Source organism: Nocardioides sp. JQ2195, assembly GCF_012272695.1.
GTDB lineage: Bacteria > Actinomycetota > Actinomycetes > Propionibacteriales > Nocardioidaceae > Nocardioides.
Map to the genome: position 1 here is coordinate 1,283,362 of NZ_CP050902.1, position 17,849 is coordinate 1,301,210.

Annotated in this window: 18 protein-coding genes; 14 read left to right on the forward strand and 4 right to left on the reverse strand. The window is 69.1% G+C overall.

The window, feature by feature from the left end:
- Window positions 1-52 precede the first annotated feature (52 nt).
- Together frr and ncot_RS06165 are read left to right on the forward strand one after the other, a co-directional pair.
- Complete coding sequence (gene frr, locus ncot_RS06160) at window positions 53-607, forward strand: ribosome recycling factor (protein ID WP_206065328.1); 555 nt, start codon at window positions 53-55, stop codon at window positions 605-607.
- Window positions 608-618: 11 nt separating this feature from the next.
- Window positions 619-1,491 (forward strand): phosphatidate cytidylyltransferase, encoded by an 873-nt coding sequence (locus ncot_RS06165; RefSeq protein ID WP_168616816.1) that lies wholly within the window; start codon window positions 619-621, stop codon window positions 1,489-1,491.
- Between the two features lie 50 nt (window positions 1,492-1,541).
- Here ncot_RS06165 and ncot_RS06170 read toward each other — a convergent pair whose 3' ends face one another.
- Window positions 1,542-2,237: a hypothetical protein gene (locus tag ncot_RS06170; RefSeq protein ID WP_168616817.1), complete on the reverse strand. Its 696-nt coding sequence runs from the start codon at window positions 2,235-2,237 to the stop codon at window positions 1,542-1,544.
- 202 nt (window positions 2,238-2,439) lie between these two features.
- Here ncot_RS06170 and rlmN point away from each other — a divergent pair, with 202 nt between their 5' ends.
- The 9 genes from rlmN to ncot_RS06215 all read left to right on the forward strand — a co-directional run bounded on the left by rlmN (window position 2,440) and on the right by ncot_RS06215 (window position 11,671).
- Entirely contained in the window at window positions 2,440-3,564 is a 1,125-nt protein-coding gene (gene rlmN / locus ncot_RS06175; RefSeq protein WP_168616818.1) for a 23S rRNA (adenine(2503)-C(2))-methyltransferase RlmN, read from the forward strand.
- A 285-nt stretch (window positions 3,565-3,849) separates the two neighbouring features.
- Window positions 3,850-5,148, forward strand: coding sequence for a glycosyltransferase family 1 protein (locus ncot_RS06180; RefSeq protein WP_168616819.1), 1,299 nt, complete (start codon window positions 3,850-3,852; stop codon window positions 5,146-5,148).
- A 33-nt stretch (window positions 5,149-5,181) separates the two neighbouring features.
- Window positions 5,182-6,558, forward strand: a complete 1,377-nt coding sequence (locus ncot_RS06185; RefSeq protein WP_206065171.1) for a UDP-glucose/GDP-mannose dehydrogenase family protein — start codon at window positions 5,182-5,184, stop codon at window positions 6,556-6,558.
- Window positions 6,559-6,636: 78 nt separating this feature from the next.
- Window positions 6,637-7,638, forward strand: a complete 1,002-nt coding sequence (locus tag ncot_RS06190) for a MoxR family ATPase (protein WP_168616820.1) — start codon at window positions 6,637-6,639, stop codon at window positions 7,636-7,638.
- A 12-nt stretch (window positions 7,639-7,650) separates the two neighbouring features.
- The gene (locus ncot_RS06195) at window positions 7,651-8,538 is read left to right on the forward strand and encodes a DUF58 domain-containing protein (RefSeq protein WP_168616821.1); all 888 of its coding nucleotides are present in this window, start codon (window positions 7,651-7,653) and stop codon (window positions 8,536-8,538) included.
- Window positions 8,522-8,983, forward strand: coding sequence for a hypothetical protein (locus ncot_RS06200; RefSeq protein WP_168616822.1), 462 nt, complete (start codon window positions 8,522-8,524; stop codon window positions 8,981-8,983). The genes ncot_RS06195 and ncot_RS06200 overlap by 17 nt, the downstream gene beginning before the upstream one ends.
- The gene (locus ncot_RS06205) at window positions 8,974-9,951 is read left to right on the forward strand and encodes a VWA domain-containing protein (protein ID WP_168616823.1); all 978 of its coding nucleotides are present in this window, start codon (window positions 8,974-8,976) and stop codon (window positions 9,949-9,951) included. The genes ncot_RS06200 and ncot_RS06205 overlap by 10 nt, the downstream gene beginning before the upstream one ends.
- Complete coding sequence (locus tag ncot_RS06210) at window positions 9,948-10,949, forward strand: vWA domain-containing protein (RefSeq protein ID WP_168616824.1); 1,002 nt, start codon at window positions 9,948-9,950, stop codon at window positions 10,947-10,949. The genes ncot_RS06205 and ncot_RS06210 overlap by 4 nt, the downstream gene beginning before the upstream one ends.
- Window positions 10,946-11,671, forward strand: a complete 726-nt coding sequence (locus tag ncot_RS06215) for a hypothetical protein (protein WP_168616825.1) — start codon at window positions 10,946-10,948, stop codon at window positions 11,669-11,671. The genes ncot_RS06210 and ncot_RS06215 overlap by 4 nt, the downstream gene beginning before the upstream one ends.
- A 78-nt stretch (window positions 11,672-11,749) precedes the next feature.
- Here ncot_RS06215 and ncot_RS06220 read toward each other — a convergent pair whose 3' ends face one another.
- The 3 genes from ncot_RS06220 to ncot_RS06230 form a co-directional block, all read right to left on the reverse strand.
- Window positions 11,750-12,835 carry a Rossmann fold nucleotide-binding protein gene (locus ncot_RS06220; protein ID WP_168616826.1) on the reverse strand — a complete coding sequence of 362 codons (1,086 nt, stop codon included), beginning with the start codon at window positions 12,833-12,835 and terminating at the stop codon, window positions 11,750-11,752.
- 19 nt (window positions 12,836-12,854) lie between these two features.
- Entirely contained in the window at window positions 12,855-13,478 is a 624-nt protein-coding gene (gene bluB / locus ncot_RS06225) for a 5,6-dimethylbenzimidazole synthase (RefSeq protein WP_168616827.1), read from the reverse strand.
- Between the two features lie 117 nt (window positions 13,479-13,595).
- A complete protein-coding gene (locus ncot_RS06230) occupies window positions 13,596-14,450 on the reverse strand; it encodes an RIO1 family regulatory kinase/ATPase (RefSeq protein WP_168616828.1) in 855 nt (284 codons plus the stop codon).
- A 169-nt stretch (window positions 14,451-14,619) separates the two neighbouring features.
- Here ncot_RS06230 and ncot_RS06235 point away from each other — a divergent pair, with 169 nt between their 5' ends.
- Genes ncot_RS06235 through dxr form a run of 3 tightly spaced genes read left to right on the forward strand, consistent with a single transcriptional unit; the run spans window position 14,620 to window position 17,792 of the window.
- Window positions 14,620-15,246, forward strand: a complete 627-nt coding sequence (locus ncot_RS06235) for a propionyl-CoA synthetase (RefSeq protein ID WP_168616829.1) — start codon at window positions 14,620-14,622, stop codon at window positions 15,244-15,246.
- Complete coding sequence (locus tag ncot_RS06240; RefSeq protein ID WP_168616830.1) at window positions 15,243-16,655, forward strand: M1 family metallopeptidase; 1,413 nt, start codon at window positions 15,243-15,245, stop codon at window positions 16,653-16,655. Before ncot_RS06235 ends, ncot_RS06240 begins: the two co-directional genes overlap by 4 nt.
- 36 nt (window positions 16,656-16,691) lie before the next feature.
- Complete coding sequence (dxr, locus tag ncot_RS06245; RefSeq protein ID WP_168616831.1) at window positions 16,692-17,792, forward strand: 1-deoxy-D-xylulose-5-phosphate reductoisomerase; 1,101 nt, start codon at window positions 16,692-16,694, stop codon at window positions 17,790-17,792.
- Window positions 17,793-17,849: the final 57 nt, after the last annotated feature.

Here is a 17,849-nt window from a genome sequence, read left to right on the forward strand (position 1 = left end):
AGCCGTACGCCGACCCAGCAGCGACATCCGTAGCCAACAAGGAGAAACCGTGATCAACCAGGTCTTGTCAGAAGCCGACCAGAAGATGGCGAAGTCGGTGGAGGCGACCCGCGAGGAGCTCGCGGCGATCCGTGCGGGTCGGGCGAACCCGAGCATGTTCAGCAAGCTCACCGCGGAGTACTACGGCACCCCCACGCCGATCCAGCAGCTCGCGTCGTTCACGTCCCAGGACGCGCGCACCATCCTGATCGCACCGTTCGACATGAGCGCCATCGGCGCCATCGAGAGGTCGATCCGTGACTCGGACCTGGGCGTCAACCCGGCCAACGACGGCAAGGTCCTGCGCTGCGTCTTCCCGGAGCTGACCGAGGAGCGCCGCAAGGAGTACATCAAGATCGCCAAGGGCAAGGGCGAGGACGGCCGGGTCTCGGTCCGCAACGTTCGCCGCACCGCCAAGCAGTCCCTCGAGAAGCTCGAGAAGGACGGCGAGGTCGGCAAGGACGACGTCACCGGGGCCGAGAAGAAGCTCGATGCCACGACGAAGAAGCACACCGACGCGATCGACGAGATGCTGAAGAACAAGGAAGCCGAGCTGCTCGAGGTCTGAGCAACCCCACAATGACGCCTGCCACGACACCCGACGCACCCAAGAAGGACCACGGTCGCGCCGGACGGAACCTTCCTGCCGCCATCGCCTCAGCCGTCGTGCTGCTCGCAGCCATAGCGCTGTCGCTGGCGTTCTGGAAGCCAGCCTTCATGGTGATCGTCGCGATCGCCGTGGTGGTTGCGGTCTGGGAGCTGCGCCAGGGCCTGTTGGCACGCGACATCGACCTTCCCGAGCAGCCGTTGATGACCGGTGGCGTGGTCATGGTGGTCGTGGCCTACCTGTGGGGCGCCGACGCGCTGGTCACCGCGACCGCCGTCGCTGCACTGGTGACCATGCTCTGGCTGTTGCGGCGCGGGGTGGACGGCTTCGTCAAGAACGCCACCGCCTCGGTGTTCACGCTGATCTATGTGCCGTTCCTGGGATCGTTCGTGGCGCTGATGCTCGCCGAGGGTGGCTCCACCGACTTCGACCGGTGGGACGAGGGCGTCAAGGGCATCATCACCTTCATCGGTGTCACCATCGCCTCCGACATCGGCGGCTATGTCGCAGGAGTGCTGTTCGGCAAGCATCCGATGGCGCCGGTGATCTCCCCGAAGAAGTCATGGGAGGGCTTCGCCGGATCGTTCGTCGCCTGTGTCGCTGCGGGCGTCGTCCTGGTGGTCCACCTGCTCGAGGGGGAGTGGTGGGTCGGCATTGCGCTGGGCGCAATCGCAGTCGTCATGGCCACCCTCGGCGACCTGTGCGAGTCCGTGATGAAGCGCGACCTCGGCATCAAGGACATGAGCCAGATCATCCCGGGCCACGGCGGACTCATGGACCGGCTGGACTCGCTTCTCGCCACCATCGCCCCGATCTGGCTGCTGCTCCACTACCTGGTCTTCTGATCCACGCGCACCAGCCAGCGTTGGTCCCGACAGGAAACCCGGGGTGACGGTCACGCACCGAGAGTGACCATCAGGCCGGTGCCGGTCAGCTCCTCCCACTCCTCCTCGCTCCACTCAGCGACCGGGGCGGCGTACTGCACGGCGAGCAGGTTCGGACCGAGCGAGCGGGCCAGGAAACGGGACTTGTACGTCGTCCCCTCGGAGGTCTCGTAGGTCACGTCCTGGCGCACGAACTCGACCGTGCCCCGGTCGGAGTCGACCTCCGCGGTGCTGTAGGCCGGGACACCGACGTCGACCACCCGGGGGTTGTCCCGCATCTCGTTGACGTACTTCTCGAGCCAGGCCTTCGAGTCCGACGCGTCAGCGTGGCCGTCGGTGTCGCGCTCCGTCAGCTGGTACGACGTGAAGAGGACCTCACCGCCGCTCCGCTCGAGCTGGTTCAGCCCGTTCTGGTCCCTGGTGGACCACTCCCACCCGTCGAGAGCGATCGGAAAGGCCCATAGTGGGGGAGCCATCGCGGCAGGAGCGTTCTCGTTCAGGGGCAATGACGAGTCCACCGTGTCGGTGGACGGTGCTCCAGCCGGGCCGTCGGTCGAGTCAGTCCCCGGCGCCTGCGATGCCGGCGTGGCCGGATCCTTGCTCGACTTGCTGTCGCCCGACTCGTCCTCGCCGCAGGCGGTGAGCGCGAGCAGGCCGATGAGCAGGCCGACAGCAGCGAGCAGCCGCCGTAGGGTGATGGCCGACATGGCGAACTCCTGGGTGGGAGGGAGCACCGGCCGAGTCGCCGGGACGTTCCATCCTTACCCGAGGCGCCGAGTCGGAAAACCCGGGAGTGGCCCGGACAGGGCGCTCGCAGCAGGTCGAGCCGGCGTACGCCGGGGTGAGCCAGGGGCGACCCGGGTCTGGGATTCGTGGGCCCGTTGACCGGGATGGGAGACTGGAGCGGTCATGACTGAACCGATCAAGACCCTTCCCCTTGTCTTCGACGAGCCGCGCGGGCGCAAGAAGCCGCCGCCACACCTCGCCGACTACGACGAGACCGGGCGCAAGAAGCTGCTCACCGACGCCGGCCTGCCCGGATTCCGCGCCAAGCAGCTCTCCACGCACTACTTCGCGCGCCTGGTCGACGACCCCGCCGCAATGACCGACCTGCCCGCCGCCCAGCGCGACGAGCTGGTCTCCACGCTGCTGCCGAGCCTGATGACGCCGCTGCGCAAGCTCGAGGCCGACAAGGGCACCACCGTGAAGACGCTGTGGAAGCTGTTCGACGGCGCGCTGGTCGAGTCCGTGCTGATGCGCTACCCGGGCCGCTCGACCGTCTGCGTCTCCTCCCAGGCCGGTTGCGGCATGGCCTGCCCGTTCTGCGCCACCGGCGCCGGTGGGCTGCAGCGCAACATGTCCACCGCCGAGATCGTCGAGCAGGTCGTCGCAGCCTCGCGCTCCCTTGCCCGCGGTGAGGTCGCCGGCGGCGAAGGTCGTGTCAACAACGTGGTCTTCATGGGCATGGGTGAGCCGATGGCCAACTACAAGGCGATGATCGGCGCCGTACGCCGACTGACCGACCCGGCGCCCGCGGGCCTGGGCATGAGTGCGCGAGGCATCACCGTCTCCACCGTCGGCCTGGTGCCGCGCATGCTGCAGCTGGCTGATGAGGGCATCCCGGTCACGCTGGCGCTGTCGCTGCACGCCCCTGACGACGAGCTGCGCAACGAGCTGGTCCCGATCAACACCCGCTTCTCGGTCGCCGAGACCGTCGACGCCGCGTGGAACTACGCGCGCACGACGAAGCGCCGGGTCTCGATCGAGTACGCGATGATGCGCGACATCAACGACCAGGCGTGGCGTGCCGACCTGCTCGGCGACGTGCTCAACTCGTACGGCGACTGGGCCTGGGTGCACGTCAACCTGATCCCGCTGAACGAGGTGCCCGGGTCGCAGTTCACGCGGTCGCGTGACGAGGACATGGACGAGTTCGTCCGGCGGCTCGAGGCGAAGGGCATTCCGACCACGGTTCGTGACACGCGGGGCAACGAGATCGACGCCGCCTGCGGGCAGCTCGCCGCCACGGAGTAGTCCCAGCCGGTTCCTGAGCCTCATCCGTGGACCGCTCGACATGCAGTTGTCGCTCCACGACGCTGAGCTGAGCGTGGAGTGGGCGTTCGGGCGGTGCACCTGCATGTCGAGCGGACCGGTGTGTGGTCTCGACGGGCGGGCTCGTTCCTCGCCCTGCTCGACCACCGGAATGACCAGGCCCCGACGTTGGGGAGGGGTTCACGTGTCGTCCACCCGAAGATCCGAGTCCGTTGCGTCCTGATCCCTACCTTCCGAATCAGAAGCACCCGATTCGAAGGGGACACGATGCGCACTCGCCGCAGCTCCAACGACAACCTGGTCACCCTGGCCCGCGCTGACCGGCGCGACGCCGCACCTCGTGCGTCCGCGACCACCACCGCGCGTCACCGAGCCGACAGCGCCCACCCAGCACCCACCGCCACGACCGGACACCTTCGGGTTCTCGTCGTGGCGGAGTCGTTCCTGCCGCAGATCAACGGCGTCACCAACTCCGTGCGCCGGGTGCTCGAGCACCTGGCCACGCAGGGACATGACGCGCGACTGATCGCGCCGACCGGCCCGACGTCGTACGCCGGCTTCCCGGTGGTCACCGTCCGCGGGGCCCGGTTGCCGTTCTACAAGGAGTTCCGGATCGGCCTGGAATCGCGGCGCCGACTGCGTCTCGAGATGGAGAGGTTCCGCCCTGATGTCGTGCACATCGCCTCGCCCGCGACCCTGGGCCACCAGGCAGCCAAGGCCGCGAAGGAACTCGGCATCCCGACCGTTGCGATCTACCAGACCGACCTGGTCGGCTTCGCCGCGCAGTACGACGTACCCGGTGGTGCGCGGGCGATGGCGACGCTGACCCGCAGGATCCACCTGGGCGTGGACCGCACGTTGGCGCCGTCGAGCGCCAGCCTGCGCCAGCTCGAGGAGCTGCGAGTGCCCGGGCTGGGCCTGTGGCCGCGCGGCGTCGACCTCGAGCAGTTCGACCCGCGGCACAGGTCGCCGCAGCTGCGCGAGGAGCTCGCGCCCGATGGTGAGCTGCTGGTCGGCTACGTCGGACGCCTGGCTGCCGAGAAGGAGCTCGACCTGCTCACCCACCTCGACCACATCGACGGCATCCGGGTGGTGATCGTCGGTGGGGGACCGGAGGAGCAGAACCTGCGGCGACTGCTGCCCGGTGCGGCGTTCCTCGGCGTCCTCCACGGCGAGGAGCTCGGGGCGGCGTACGCCTCCCTCGACGTCTTCGTGCACACCGGTCGTCACGAGACCTACTGCCAATCGGCCCAGGAGGCGTTGGCCTCCGGAGTCCCCGTCGTGGCGCCGCGCTCGGGTGGCCCGATCGACGTGGTCCACGATTCCGCGGGCTTCCTCTACGAACCCGGCAACGGGCTGGAGCTGCGGGCCGACGTCGCCCGCCTGGTCAATGACCCGGTCCTGCGCCGGCGCATGCAGCTGGCTGCGCGACGCAGCGTCGAGAACCGCTCGTGGCGGGCCGTCAACGAGCGACTCGTGCAGCACTACCGCGACGTCATCGAGACCCGAGCAGGCCACGACCGGAACAGCACCCAGGGCGTACGTCGACTCGGCGTCGCCAGCTGACCCGCCCTGGTGGGCCAACTTGAGGAGGACATCGTGAGCGTGCGCATCTCCGTCATCGGCACCGGCTACCTGGGTGCCACCCACGCGGCCGGGATGGCCGAGCTCGGTCACGACGTGATCGGCGTCGACACCGACGAGGCCAAGGTCCGGGCGCTGGCCTCGGGGCAGTTGCCCTTCTTCGAGCCCGGGCTTCCCGAGCTGATCGCCAAGCACGTGGCCCCGGGCAAGCTCCGGTTCACCACCTCCCTGGCCGAGGCAGCCGACTTCGCGGACATCCACTTCGTGTGCGTCGGAACTCCTCAGGGCGAGAGCGGCGCCGCAGACCTGAGTCATCTCCACGCCGTGATCGACGGGTTGGTCCCAGCGCTGGGACGCAACACGCTGGTCGTCGGCAAGTCGACAGTGCCGGTGGGAACAGCGCAGTCGCTGTTGCCACGCATCGCGGCACTGGCCCCCAGTGGGGTGGACGTGGAGGTGGCCTGGAATCCGGAGTTCCTGCGCGAGGGACACGCCGTGCACGACACGCTGCACCCCAACCGGCTGGTCCTCGGCGTGAGCTCGCCCGGGGCCGAGTGGGCGCTGCGCAACGTCTATGCGACCCCGATCGCCGAGGGGTCGCCCGTGGTGGTGAGCAACCTGCCGACGGCCGAGCTGGTCAAGGTCTCGGCCAACGCGTTCCTCGCCACGAAGATCTCCTTCATCAACGCGATGGCGGAGCTGTGTGAGCTGACCGGTGCGGACGTCGCATCACTGGCCGATGCGCTCGGCCACGACGACCGCATCGGTCGCAAGTTCCTCGGAGCCGGACTCGGGTACGGCGGTGGTTGCCTGCCCAAGGACGTGCGAGCGTTGATCGCCCGCGCCGAGGAGCTGGGATCGGGTCGGTCCGTGGAGTTCCTCCACGGAGTCGACGCGATCAACGCCCGGCGTCGCGACCGGGTGGTCGAGGAGGCGTTGTCGGTGCTGCGCACCGTCAACGGCCGGGCCTTCGGACGGGTCGCCGTCCTCGGGGCGTCGTTCAAGCCGCTCTCGGACGACGTGCGCGACTCTCCGGCACTCGACGTGGCCCGCCGACTCAGCCGCGCAGGTGCCTGGGTGACGGTCTACGACCCCCAGGCCGCGGTGCCGGCCCGCTCGGCCGCCCCGGAGCTGCGGTACGCCGCCAACGCGGTCGCCGCCTGTCGCAAGGCCGACGTCGTGCTGCACCTGACGGAATGGGCAGAGTTCCGCGACCTCGACCCACGACGGCTGCGCGACGCCGCACGGGGCCGGGTCCTCATCGACGGGCGCAACTCCCTGGACCCCTCGTCGTGGCTCGCCGCAGGATGGGACGTGCGCACGCTGGGGACGCTGGTCACGCAGGAGCCGAAGGCAGGAACCCAGCCATCTTTGGTGGGTGGGCGGGTTTGATCCTCTTCCTGCAGTGGCATGCTGCTCGCGGCAGCCGATGAGTTGCCGGTCACGCCACCGCACGAAGAGGACCTGCACATGTCGATCACCCCCCGCACCATCGAGCCTGTCGAGCTGACCAAGGCCAAGGGGATCCTCGACGAGGTCTCCACCGCCTTCTCCAAGAAGGTCGTCGGCCAGGAGCAGCTGCGCACCTCGCTGATGGTGGCGATGATGGCCGAGGGGCACATCCTGCTCGAGAGCGTGCCCGGACTGGCCAAGACCCTGGCTGCCTCGACACTGGCCAAGGCGGTGCGCGCCGACTTCGCCCGCATCCAGTGCACTCCTGACCTGCTGCCCAGCGACATCATCGGCACCCAGGTCTACGACCCGCGCAACCACGTGTTCGAGACCCAGCTCGGGCCGGTGCACGCCAACTTCGTGCTGCTCGACGAGATCAACCGGGCCAGCGCGAAGACCCAGTCGGCGATGCTGGAGGCGATGCAGGAGCGGCAGACCTCGATCGCGGGCGAGATCCACCCGCTGCCCTCGCCCTTCATGGTGCTGGCCACCCAGAACCCCATCGAGGAGGAGGGCACCTACGTCCTCCCGCAGGCCCAGATGGACCGCTTCCTCCTCAAGGAGGTCGTCGACTACCCGACCGACCACGAGGAGCTGGAGGTGCTCGACCGCTACGACAGTGGTGCGCTCGGCACCGGCAGCACCGTCGCCTCGGTGGTCACGCCGGAACAGGTGGGCTACCTGCAGCGCCTCGTCGAGCGGGTCTACGTCGACCCGGTGATCAAGCGCTACATCGTGGCCCTGGTGCAGGCCACCCGTGAGACCGAGAAGGTGCTCGGCCCGGAGAACGGGCGCTATGTCGAGATCGGCGCGAGCCCGCGAGGCACGATCGCGTTCTACCAGGTGTCGAGGGCCCTGGCCCTGCTCGCCGGGCGCAACCACGTGATCCCCGAGGACGTGCGCCACCTGCGCCACGCGATCCTGCGCCACCGCATCCACCTCAACTTCGAGGCGCTCGCCGAGCGGGTCAGGCCGGAGATGGTCATCGACGCCGTCTTCGCCGCTGTCCCGTCTCCCTGATCGGGCACCCCGATGACCACCCACCTGACGCGGGTCAAGGCCCGCATGTCGATCCACGCACACCGCAAGGTGCGCGGGCTGCTCGAGGGCGAGTACGCCTCGATGCACACGGGTCGCAGCCTGGACTTCAACGACCTGCGCGAGTACGTGCGCGGCGACGACGTGAAGGACATCGACTGGAAGGCCTCGGCGCGCAGCCGGGCCCTGCTCGTCAAGCGGTACGCCGCGGCACGCAAGCACACCATCCTGCTGGTCGCCTCGACCGGCCGGAGCATGGCCGCGATGAACGACCTCGACGTCCCCAAGCGGGATCTCTCGGTGATGGTGGCCGGGGTCGTGGGCTACCTCGCTGTCCGCCACGGCGACCGGGTGGGGTTGGCGTGGGGTGACGCGGCGGTCCAGCACCAGCTGCCGGCGGCGAGTGGTGAGCTGAACCTGGAGAACCGCCTGGCCTCGATCCACGACAACACGCTGCCCACCTCCGCGCCCTCCGACCTGTTGGGCCTCCTCGACCACGTCGCGCGCACCGTGCGTCGACGCACGATCCTGGTGGTGATCTCCGACGAGTACACGATCGACCGGGAGCTGTCCGCGATGCTGCGGCGGCTCGCGGTGCAGCACGAGGTGCTCTTCGTCTCGATCGGAGACCTCGACCCGACCAGCATGGAAGTGAACCAGCGGCTGGTCGACATCGACTCCGGCCAGGTGATCCCCGAGTGGGCGCGTCGCGACACGCGGCTGCGCCAGGAGTATGCCTCCATGCTCGCCGGCCAGGCCGACGGCATGCGCCGCGAGCTCGACGGGCTGGGCATCATCCACCAGACCGTGCACGACGACGCGAGCGCGATCCGTGCCGTGCTCAAGCTCCTCGAGAGGCACCGTCATGCCGGGCGCCGATGAGTTCTCCGGGCCGGTCGACTACGCCTCGCAGTGGCTGTGGTGGGCACTGGGTGCGTTCGCGCTGGTGGTTGTCTTCTACCTCGTGGTCCTCGTCTGGTCGCTGCTCGGTGGCTCGAGGCCCGGGCGTCCGGTCGACCTTCCCAGCGCGCGCGCACGGGCACTCGCCGAGCTCGACCGGATCGGGCACCAGGTGCACGCCGGTGAGATGCCCGAGCGCCTGGGCCATCAGCAGATGAGCGTCGTGGTTCGCGGATTCGTCTCGGACGCCAGTGGCCTGCCGGCACTGACGATGGCGTTGGCCGACCTGCGTGCCGCCGGCATCCCCCACCTGGCCGAGACCATCGCCCTGATGTATCCGCCCGAGTTCTCCCCGTCGGGCACTGGCGACGCGTCCCTGCAGTCGACGCTGGACCGGGCCAGGGACGTGGTGTCGTCATGGAGCTGAAGTGGTCCTGGCTGCCACTGGTCCTGGGCGCGATCGTCCTGGTGTGGTTGGTGATCTGGTTCTTCCCGACCCCGTTCCGCAGCACCCCACGCGACGCCGTGCTGGTCGCCCACGCCCAACGCCTGCGCCGCATCCCTCGCTTCCGGGCACTGGCACGACGGCGTGAGCTCGAGATGTTGCTCCGCGTGGTTGCCGTGCTCTTCCTGATCGGGGGCAGCATCTTCCTGAGCTCGCGACTGACCTCGACGAAGACCCACCAGCCCGAGGTGAGCAACCGCGACATCATGCTGTGCCTCGACGTCTCCGGGTCGATGACGTCGTACGACGAGCAGCTGGTCCGCGAGTTCCGCGAGATCGCCGAGGGCCTCGACGGGGAACGGATCGGCCTGACCATCTGGAGCGGTGTCGCGGTGACCGTGTTCCCGCTGACCGACGACTACGAGTTCGTGATCGAGCAGCTCGACCAGTCCGCGGAGAAGCTGGCTGCCTACGACTACAACTTCACCGCGGGCACGTATCTCGGTGACGACCGCGGGTCCCTCATCAGCGACGGCCTCGTGTCGTGCGTGGACCGCTTCGACCGGCCCGACGAGGAGCGCGGCCGTGCCATCGTGCTCGCCTCCGACAACGACCCGCAGGGCAAGCCGATCTTCAAGCTCCCCGAGGCGGCTGACTACGCCGCCGAGAAGGACGTCGTCGTCTACGGGCTCGGAACTCCGGGGATGACGTACGACCCCGGTGCCACGGCAGGCTTCCAGGACGTGGTCGACAAGACCGGGGGAAGCCTGAAGATCATGGGCGAGGACGGGTCCGCCGCCGAGATCGCGCAAGGCATCAACGACCTCGAGGCCGCCCGGAGCAAGGAACCCGCTCGGGTGAGCGTGCTCGACGAGCCCGGCACGGGGGCCGCGCTGGTCACTGCCGGAGTCGTCCTCGTCGTCCTGACCGGGATCAGGAGGCGCTCATGAGTGTCCTGGAGATCAGCTTCCGGCCGATGGCACCGGGCTGGTTGGTCGGTGCCGGAGCGGCGGTGCTCCTGGTGCTGGTGATCTTCTTCCTGGTCAGGCGTCCGGGGGAGCGCTGGGGCTGGACCGTGCGTGCGCTGATGCTGCTGGCACTGGTCGGCATCCTGGTCCGCCCCGGCTACGGCGAGGTGAAGTCGTCGGCGAAGACCGCCGACCTGGAGATCCTGGTCGTCGTCGACAGGACCACCAGCATGTCGGCCCTCGACTGGAACGGTGACCAACGCCGGCTCGACGGGGTCAGGACGGACATGAAGGAGCTGACCCGTGCGTTTCCGGGAGCCCGGTTCTCACTGATGACCTTCGGACGGTTCGTGCGCACCGAGCTGCCGTTCTCCAGCGACTCCGGGGCGTTCCTCGCGGCTGTCGACACCATCCAGCGCGAGGACATCTACGACGGCACCGGCTCGGTGGTCGACGCCCCGCTCAAGGACATGGAGACGGTGCTCACGAAGGCCGCCGAGCGGAACCCGGACCGCAAGCGCATCGTGGTCTTCGTCAGCGACGGGGAGAACACCGCTGAGGGAGAGACCCAGGACTCGTTCGAGCCCCTCGACGAGGTGGTCGACGCCGGCATCGTGCTCGGCTACGGCACTGAGGCGGGCGGCAAGATGCTGCGCTACGAGGACCCTGACTACGCCAGCGACTCCTACGTGCACGACGAGAACTACGACGATGCCCTCTCGAGGCTCGATCAGGAGAACCTCGAGAAGGTCGCCTCCGAGATGGGCGTGGACTACCAGCACCGGGAGGAACCGGGCGGGCTCGACACGTGGGCCGACGGCATCGACCACGACTTCACACCGGATGACGACGACGTCGTGGCTCAGCACGAGGTCTACTGGATGTTCGCCCTCGGACTCTTCGGCCTTGCCCTGGTCGAGCTGGCCATCGGCTGGCGGGGATTCCACCAGGCCCGACGCGAGATGAAGGGACTGCGATGACCCTGACCACCAATCCCGACCGCCGTCGGTGGCGCAACCGGCTCTTCCTGGTCGGGCTGCTCCCGTTGCTGCTGTCCCTGCTGTTCTTCGGCAAGGTGGCGCTGATGCTCGACGCCCACGCATCGGGTGAGGATGCCTACGGCTCCGACAGCTTCGGCAGGGCCGCCGACGAGTTCGCCCGCAACCAGCGACTCAACGTCATCGAGCCGTGGATCGCCTCGTTCAACGAGGGCACGGCCGACCACCAGGACGAGAAGTACGATGACGCCCTCGACAGGTACGACGCCGCCCTGGCCGACGTGCCCGACGACCGGGAGTGCGTGGTCCGCACCAACATGGCGCTGGCCCACGAGGCCATCGGAGACCGGGCCCTCGAGGAGGAGCAGAAGCCGGATGCGGTCGCGGCCTGGCAGGACGGGATCGCGGTGATGGCCGAGGCAGACTGCCCGACCGATGCCGCCGGCGGAGACGAGCAGACCGAGAAGGCGGCGGCGGTGGATGCCCGGCTGCGCCAGAAGCTCGAGGAGCAGCACGCTCCCGAGAAGAAGCAGGAGAAGGACCAGGAGCAGGACCGGGAGAAGCAGCAGCAGGAGCAGGAGAAGCTCGAGAAGAAGAAGCAGAAGATCGAGCAGCGCAACGCCGAGGGACGCGAGAAGCGAGCCGAGTCCAAGCAGTACGAGGACTACCCCTACTCAGGCTCGGACAACGGGCCCCAGTGGTGACTGCGTCGTCGCCCGGGTGACTGTGCGCCCGGGTGACGTGCGCTGGGGCGACTGTGCGGTGGCACGTGGGGACGAACGTCACCGGATCAGCGTGACGGCCTCCTCGACGGTGTCGACCAGGTGCACGTGTGGCTCCATCGCCCGACCGGCCGCGAGTGACTTGAGCAGTGGCCACGCTGGCACGGTGCGGGTCCAGTGCTCGACGTCGACCAGCACCATCGGCGCGACCGACGACTCGTCGGCGTAGTAGTTCTCGCAGGCGTCCTGGAAGATCTCCTGCACGGTGCCGCCGGCGCCGGGCAGGAACACGATGCCCTGGTCACAGACCTCGAGCAGGATCGCCTCGCGGGTCGCGTTCCGGAAGTACTTGGCGATGCTGCTGGCGAACGCGTTCGGCGGTTCGTGGCCGTAGTGCCAGGTCGGGATGCCGAGCGAGTCGGTGCCGTCAGGGAACGCGGCGAGCACCTCGAAGGCGACCTTCGCCCAGGCGCCGATGTCCGGCCTGAAGCTGGGCACCTTGCCGAGCCCGGCCAACGCTGACCGGAGGTCTGCGGCGCCGTGGTTGGCCATCCACGCGCCCAGGTTGGCGGCCTCCATCGCCCCCGGGCCGCCCCCGGTGGCCACGGTCAGCTTGCCGCCGCCGGCCAGGAGGTGGCCGAGGCGCGCCGCGTCGGCGTACGCCTGCTCGCCGCGCTCGAGGGCGTGCCCGCCCATCACGCCGACGAACCGACGCCCCCTGCGGAAGCCGGCGAGGGCCTCGTCGACTGCGTGGTCGTGGAGGGCCTGGGCCAGCGCGGTGTCGGAGTCGGACGGCTGCTTCGACCAGCCGTAGACGCGCGCGTCCAGGCACTCCTCGTAGGGAGTGGTGTCGAAGAGCTCCGCAGGCGTGTAGAGCTCCGCCCGATAGCTGTCCACCGGGACGTCCGGCACCGAGGGGAAGACGAGTGCTCCTCGAGCGCCTACGTCGTCCTCGCCGCCCGGCGCGAAGGTGCAGCCGAGGAACAGGGCGCCGGCCACGCGCACTCGACCGAGGTCGTCGCCACGAGCGGACAGGTCCAGCGAGTGCAGGTGCCACCCGGTCAGCGAGGTGCTGCCGCGCGCCAACCGGGCGTCGAACTCCGCCAGGGTGTCGACCTCGACCACGCGTCCGCGTCTCTTCTGCATGGCGTCGAGGCTAGGGCATTCAGCGCTCCCGCCAGGTCTCCTTGTGCAGCACCGAGTGGAGGGGGGAGCGGTGCCGCCAGCCGAACCTCTCGAGGTCAGGCGTGTCGGGGAGGTCGGCGACGTTGCCCACGCACAGCCAGGCGACCGGTCTGATCCGGTCGGGGAAGCCGACCAGCCCGGACAGGAACTCCTCCCGGTAGAAGCTCACCCACCCCACGCCCAGCCCCTCGGCGGTCGCCGCCAGCCAGAGGTTCTGGATCGCCAGGCAGGTCGAGTAGAGCCCGGCGTCCGCGATCGCATGCCGACCGAGCACGTGCTGGCCGCCGCGGGTCGGGTCGTGGCCCACGACGATCCCCAACCCTGACTCGCGAATCCCCTCGATCTTGATGCGGGAGAAGGTCTCCGCCCGCTCTCCGTCGAGGGCGTCCGCGAAGACCGCGCGCTGGGTGGCCACGTGCTCGTGGAAGGCCTCCAGCTTGCCGGGGTCGCGCACCAGCACGAAGTCCCACGGCTGGCTCATGCCGACACTCGGCGCGCTGTGCGCTGCGCTGAGGACGCGGGTGAGCACGTCCTCAGCGACCGGCGCGCCGGTGAACTCGGCCCGGGTGTCGCGGCGGCGGTTGATCGCGTCATAGAGGTCCACGGCGCGAACGCTAGCGCCCCCGGGGCGAGCCACCCGCGTGGGACCAACCTCTTGGTTCACCTCCGGCCGAGAAGGCAACCGAACCGTTGGTCCCACACGGGGTGTCCGGGGGGACGGTCAGAAGGCCTGTGCCATCAGCTCCCCGAACAGCTCGTGCTCGTCGACCTCGAGTCCACGTCGCCGGAACCACGCGCACACGTTGGTGCAGTCCCTCAGCAGGAAGTCCATCCCCTGGGCGTTGCCGGCCAGGTCCACGGCCTGGGGCAGGTCGATGATCACCAAGCGCTCGTCCGCGAGCAGGATGTTGTACGGCGAGAGGTCGCCGTGGGCGACCCCGTCCCGGGCCAAAGCACCCATCGCGGAACGCAGCTGTTCGAAGAGGTGGCCGAGCAGGTCGCCGTCCGGTCGCGTCTGAGCCAGGCGCGGGGCCGGCTCCCCGTCGACCGAGATGAACTCCATCAGGATCTCCGTGCCGTCGATCTGGACGGGGTAGGGGACCGGGACACCGGCTGCCCAGAATCTCGTGAGGGCGGTCCACTCCGAGCTTGCCCACTGCCCGGCCGCCACCTCGCGACCGAAGGTCGACTTGGCCTTGACCGCGCGGGCGTCGCGCGAGCGCTTGGTGGACCATCCCTCGGTGTAGGCGCCGCTGCGGTGGAAGGCCGTGTGCTCACGGGACTTGTAGCGCTTGGCGGCCATCACCACGGACTCGCCGCGCAGGGTCGAGCCGGGAACTGCGCGCTCGAGCAGGAAGACCTCGGCCTCCTTGCCGGTCTTGAGGATGCCCAGCTCGGTGTCGATGGCTGCCTGGGAGGTCACCACCCAGTCGGGACGAGGCTCCGGTCCCCGGCACAAGGGCTCCACGGAGAGCCAGGTGGACCAGCGTTGGTTGTCGTCGTCGGGCTCGTCGAGGGCCTCGAAGTCGAAGACGAAGGTCGGGTCAATGTCCTCGAGGGGACGGTCGTGCATCATCAGTCGTGCTCCAGGTGTGAGGGGATCGGTCTGAGGACAGACCAATGACAGTGATCGACATGTCACGACTCCTCTCACAACGGGCACGGCCGGACGCCGTACTCTTCCGGGGACAACGTTCCCGCACGGCATCCACCGGGCGCAACCGAATTTCCGCAAGGAGTACGACGTGGAGTTGGCGTGGTTCCGCAAGCCCGGCGCCGATGACGAGGGCACCCTGAACCTCGCCTACAACATCCTCGACCTGCCGGTGATCCGTGGCAGGGCGACCGATCCGGCCGTCACGGGGGCCGTCGACCTCGACTTCGCCGGCCTGCTGGAACAGGTCGGGGCCGTGGCCGGTGCCTTCCGCAGTCTCGGCGTCACCCCCGGGAGCCAGGTGGGGGTGCGCCTGGACGACCCGGTTCGTGAGCTGGTGGCGCTGCTGGCCACGCTCCGACTCGGTGCCACGTTCGTCGAGATCGACGCGAGTGCCGATCTCGGGGACACCACCCCCGGCCTGTTGGTCACCGACACGGCGATGCCGTTCGGTGACCACGTGCCACCGGTCGTGGTCGTGTCCGGCATCGAGCCCGGGGACCCGACCCGTGACGTCGCCTGGGAGGTCGCGCACAAGGCCGGCGCGACCGATCCGGCCGGCTGCGAGCCGGTGGCGCCGGGCACCACGGCGTACGTCCTCGGGGCGTCGGTCCGCACCATCGATGTCGCCGCCGACCCCAGCCGGCTCGGTGTCGTGCTGGCCACGCTGCTGGCCGGCGGTCCCGTCCACCTCGACACCCGCGGAGAAGCCTCATGAACCGTTCCCGGCGAGTCCTCGCCTCGCTCCTCGCGACCACCTGCCTCGTCGCCGGGGTGGGAACCGCTTCGGCCCAGGTCGACCCCGCGTCTCCCGGATCGGCCGGGGCGGGCGACCCCTACTTCCCCGACTACGGCAACGGCGGCTACGACGTCATCCACTACCGCGTGCACGACCGGATCGGTTTCAACCGCGGTCGGCTCACCGGGCGGACGACCGTGCGTGCCACCGCCACCCAGGCGCTGAGCCGCTTCAACCTCGACATGATGCTCAAGGTCCGGTCGGTGACCGTGGACGGTGAGCAGGCGACCTTCCGCAAGCCCAACCGGCACGAGCTCCAGGTCACCCCGGCCGACCCGATCGCCGAGGGGGAGGTCTTCGAGGTCCGGGTGAAGTACGCCGGCACCCCCAAGAACCGGGAGTGGAACGGCGAGGACGTCTGGCTCGGCAACCGCCGCGAGGTCGTGGCGATGGGGGAGCCCCAGATCGCGGCCTGGTGGTTCGCGGCGAATGACCACCCGAGCGACAAGGCGACCTTCGACATCTCCATCAACGTCGCCAAGAAGAAGAAGGTCATCGCCAACGGCGAGCTGCAGGAGGTCAGGAAGGGCAAGGAGCGCAACACCTGGCACTGGCGTGCCGCGGAGCCGATGGCGCCGTACCTCGCCTTCTTCGGTGCCGGCAGCTTCGCCCTCGACCGCGGTCGCACGGCCACCGGCCTGCCCTACGCGTACGCCGTCTCGCGGCAGCTGCGGAAGAAGCAGCGCACCAAGGCCTTCCGGTTCCTCCAGACCACGCCGAAGGTGCTCGCCTTCCTCGAGGAGTGGCTCGGCGACTACCCGTTCTCCACCACAGGTGGACTGGTGACGGGGCTCGACGTCAACTTCGCGCTGGAGAACCAGACCCGCCCGACCTATCCCTACACGGGCGGCGCCGGATCGAGCTGGCTGGTGGCCCACGAGCTGGCCCACCAGTGGTTCGGCGACAAGGTGGCCGTGCAGAACTGGCGCGACATCTGGCTCAACGAGGGACTGGCGACCTACTTCGAGACGTTGTGGGCCGACAACTACGGATGGTCGACGCCGCAGAAGTGGCTGCTCAGTGAGTGGGGGTCCTACCCCCGGACCTTCTGGAAGCTGAAGATCGGTGACCCCGGGGGCAACCGGATGTTCGACTACCCGGTCTACCAACGTGGCGGCATGGCCGTGCAGGCGTTGCGGCAGCGCATCGGCGACACCGACTTCAAGGCCCTGCTGCGTGCGTGGGTCACTGATCGTGAGCACGGCTCGGTCGAGGACTTCATCGCGCTCGCCGAGGAGACCAGCGGCGAGGACCTCGAGGGGTTCTTCGACGCCTGGTTGTTCTCCTCGACGCGACCGGCCAGGACCGTGGCGAACGGCCTGTCCTGAGGGTTGGCCGGAGAGTCGACCTGAGAGACTGCCCACGTGACTTCTCCACGCGACGTCGTCGTCCTCGGCTCCACCGGCTCGATCGGCACCCAGGCGCTCGATCTGGTCCGGGCCAACCCTGATCGCTTCCGGGTGGTCGGCCTGACCGCCGGTGGATCCAACCAAGAGCTCTTCGACGCCCAGGTGCGCGAGTTCGCCCCGGCGTACTCCGGGCTGGGGGAGGACGCCTCCACCGAGGCGGCAGGGATGGCGTGCGACGTCGTGCTCAACGGCATCACCGGCGCTGTCGGCCTGCGGCCCACGCTGGCTGCCCTCGACGCCGGGAACACCTTGGCCCTGGCCAACAAGGAGTCCTTGATCATCGGCGGCCCCGTGGTGACCACGCGGGCCCGACCGGGGCAGATCGTGCCCGTGGACAGTGAGCACGCTGCGGTCGCCCAGTGCCTGCGCGGCGGCAGCCCGCAGGAGGTACGCCGCCTGGTGCTGACCGCGAGCGGAGGCCCCTTCCGTGGCCGCACCCGCGAGCAGCTGGCCGATGTCCGCCCCGAGGACGCGCTGAACCACCCCACCTGGTCGATGGGCCCGGTGATCACGGTGAACTCGGCGACCCTGGTCAACAAGGGACTCGAGGTGATCGAGGCACACCTGCTGTTCGGGATCGACTTCGACAACATCGAGGTCGTCGTGCACCCGACGTCCGTCGTGCACTCGATGGTCGAGTTCCACGACGGCTCGACCCTGGTGCAGGCCAGCCCCCCGACGATGATGATCCCGATCGCGCTCGGCCTGAGCTGGCCCGACCGGGTGCCCGACGCCGCGCCCCCGGTGGACTGGACCAAGCAGGAGACGTGGGAGTTCTTCCCCCTCGACGATGCGGCGTTCCCCGCGGTCGGCCTGGCCCGCGAGGCCGGCCAGCGCGGCGGCACGGCGCCGGCGGTCTACAACGCCGCAAACGAGGTCTGCGTCGAGGCCTTCCTCGCCGGGGACATCGCCTTCACCTCGATCGTGGACACGGTCGGTGCTGTTCTCGCTGACCACGCGCCGTTGCCCATCGGGGCCGAGCTCGACGTGGACGACGTGCTCGCTGCCGACGCCTGGGCCCGGCAACAGGCGCGGACGACGCTGGCGCAGGCCTGATCGATCCACTGTGCTGCGCAACACGGCCGAAAGTCGCCGTGCTCAGGCCTGAGGACG

Bases quoted from the DNA above. Each gene is read 5' to 3' on its own strand.
- ncot_RS06165 (WP_168616816.1), top strand. From the start codon at position 619: ATGACGCCTGCCACGACACCCGACGCACCCAAGAAGGACCACGGTCGC.
- ncot_RS06170 (WP_168616817.1), bottom strand. From the start codon at position 2,237: ATGTCGGCCATCACCCTACGGCGGCTGCTCGCTGCTGTCGGCCTGCTC.
- rlmN (WP_168616818.1), top strand. From the start codon at position 2,440: ATGACTGAACCGATCAAGACCCTTCCCCTTGTCTTCGACGAGCCGCGC.
- ncot_RS06180 (WP_168616819.1), top strand. From the start codon at position 3,850: ATGCGCACTCGCCGCAGCTCCAACGACAACCTGGTCACCCTGGCCCGC.
- ncot_RS06190 (WP_168616820.1), top strand. From the start codon at position 6,637: ATGTCGATCACCCCCCGCACCATCGAGCCTGTCGAGCTGACCAAGGCC.
- ncot_RS06195 (WP_168616821.1), top strand. From the start codon at position 7,651: ATGACCACCCACCTGACGCGGGTCAAGGCCCGCATGTCGATCCACGCA.
- ncot_RS06200 (WP_168616822.1), top strand. From the start codon at position 8,522: ATGCCGGGCGCCGATGAGTTCTCCGGGCCGGTCGACTACGCCTCGCAG.
- ncot_RS06205 (WP_168616823.1), top strand. From the start codon at position 8,974: ATGGAGCTGAAGTGGTCCTGGCTGCCACTGGTCCTGGGCGCGATCGTC.
- ncot_RS06210 (WP_168616824.1), top strand. From the start codon at position 9,948: ATGAGTGTCCTGGAGATCAGCTTCCGGCCGATGGCACCGGGCTGGTTG.
- ncot_RS06215 (WP_168616825.1), top strand. From the start codon at position 10,946: ATGACCCTGACCACCAATCCCGACCGCCGTCGGTGGCGCAACCGGCTC.
- ncot_RS06220 (WP_168616826.1), bottom strand. From the start codon at position 12,835: ATGCAGAAGAGACGCGGACGCGTGGTCGAGGTCGACACCCTGGCGGAG.
- ncot_RS06230 (WP_168616828.1), bottom strand. From the start codon at position 14,450: ATGATGCACGACCGTCCCCTCGAGGACATTGACCCGACCTTCGTCTTC.
- ncot_RS06240 (WP_168616830.1), top strand. From the start codon at position 15,243: ATGAACCGTTCCCGGCGAGTCCTCGCCTCGCTCCTCGCGACCACCTGC.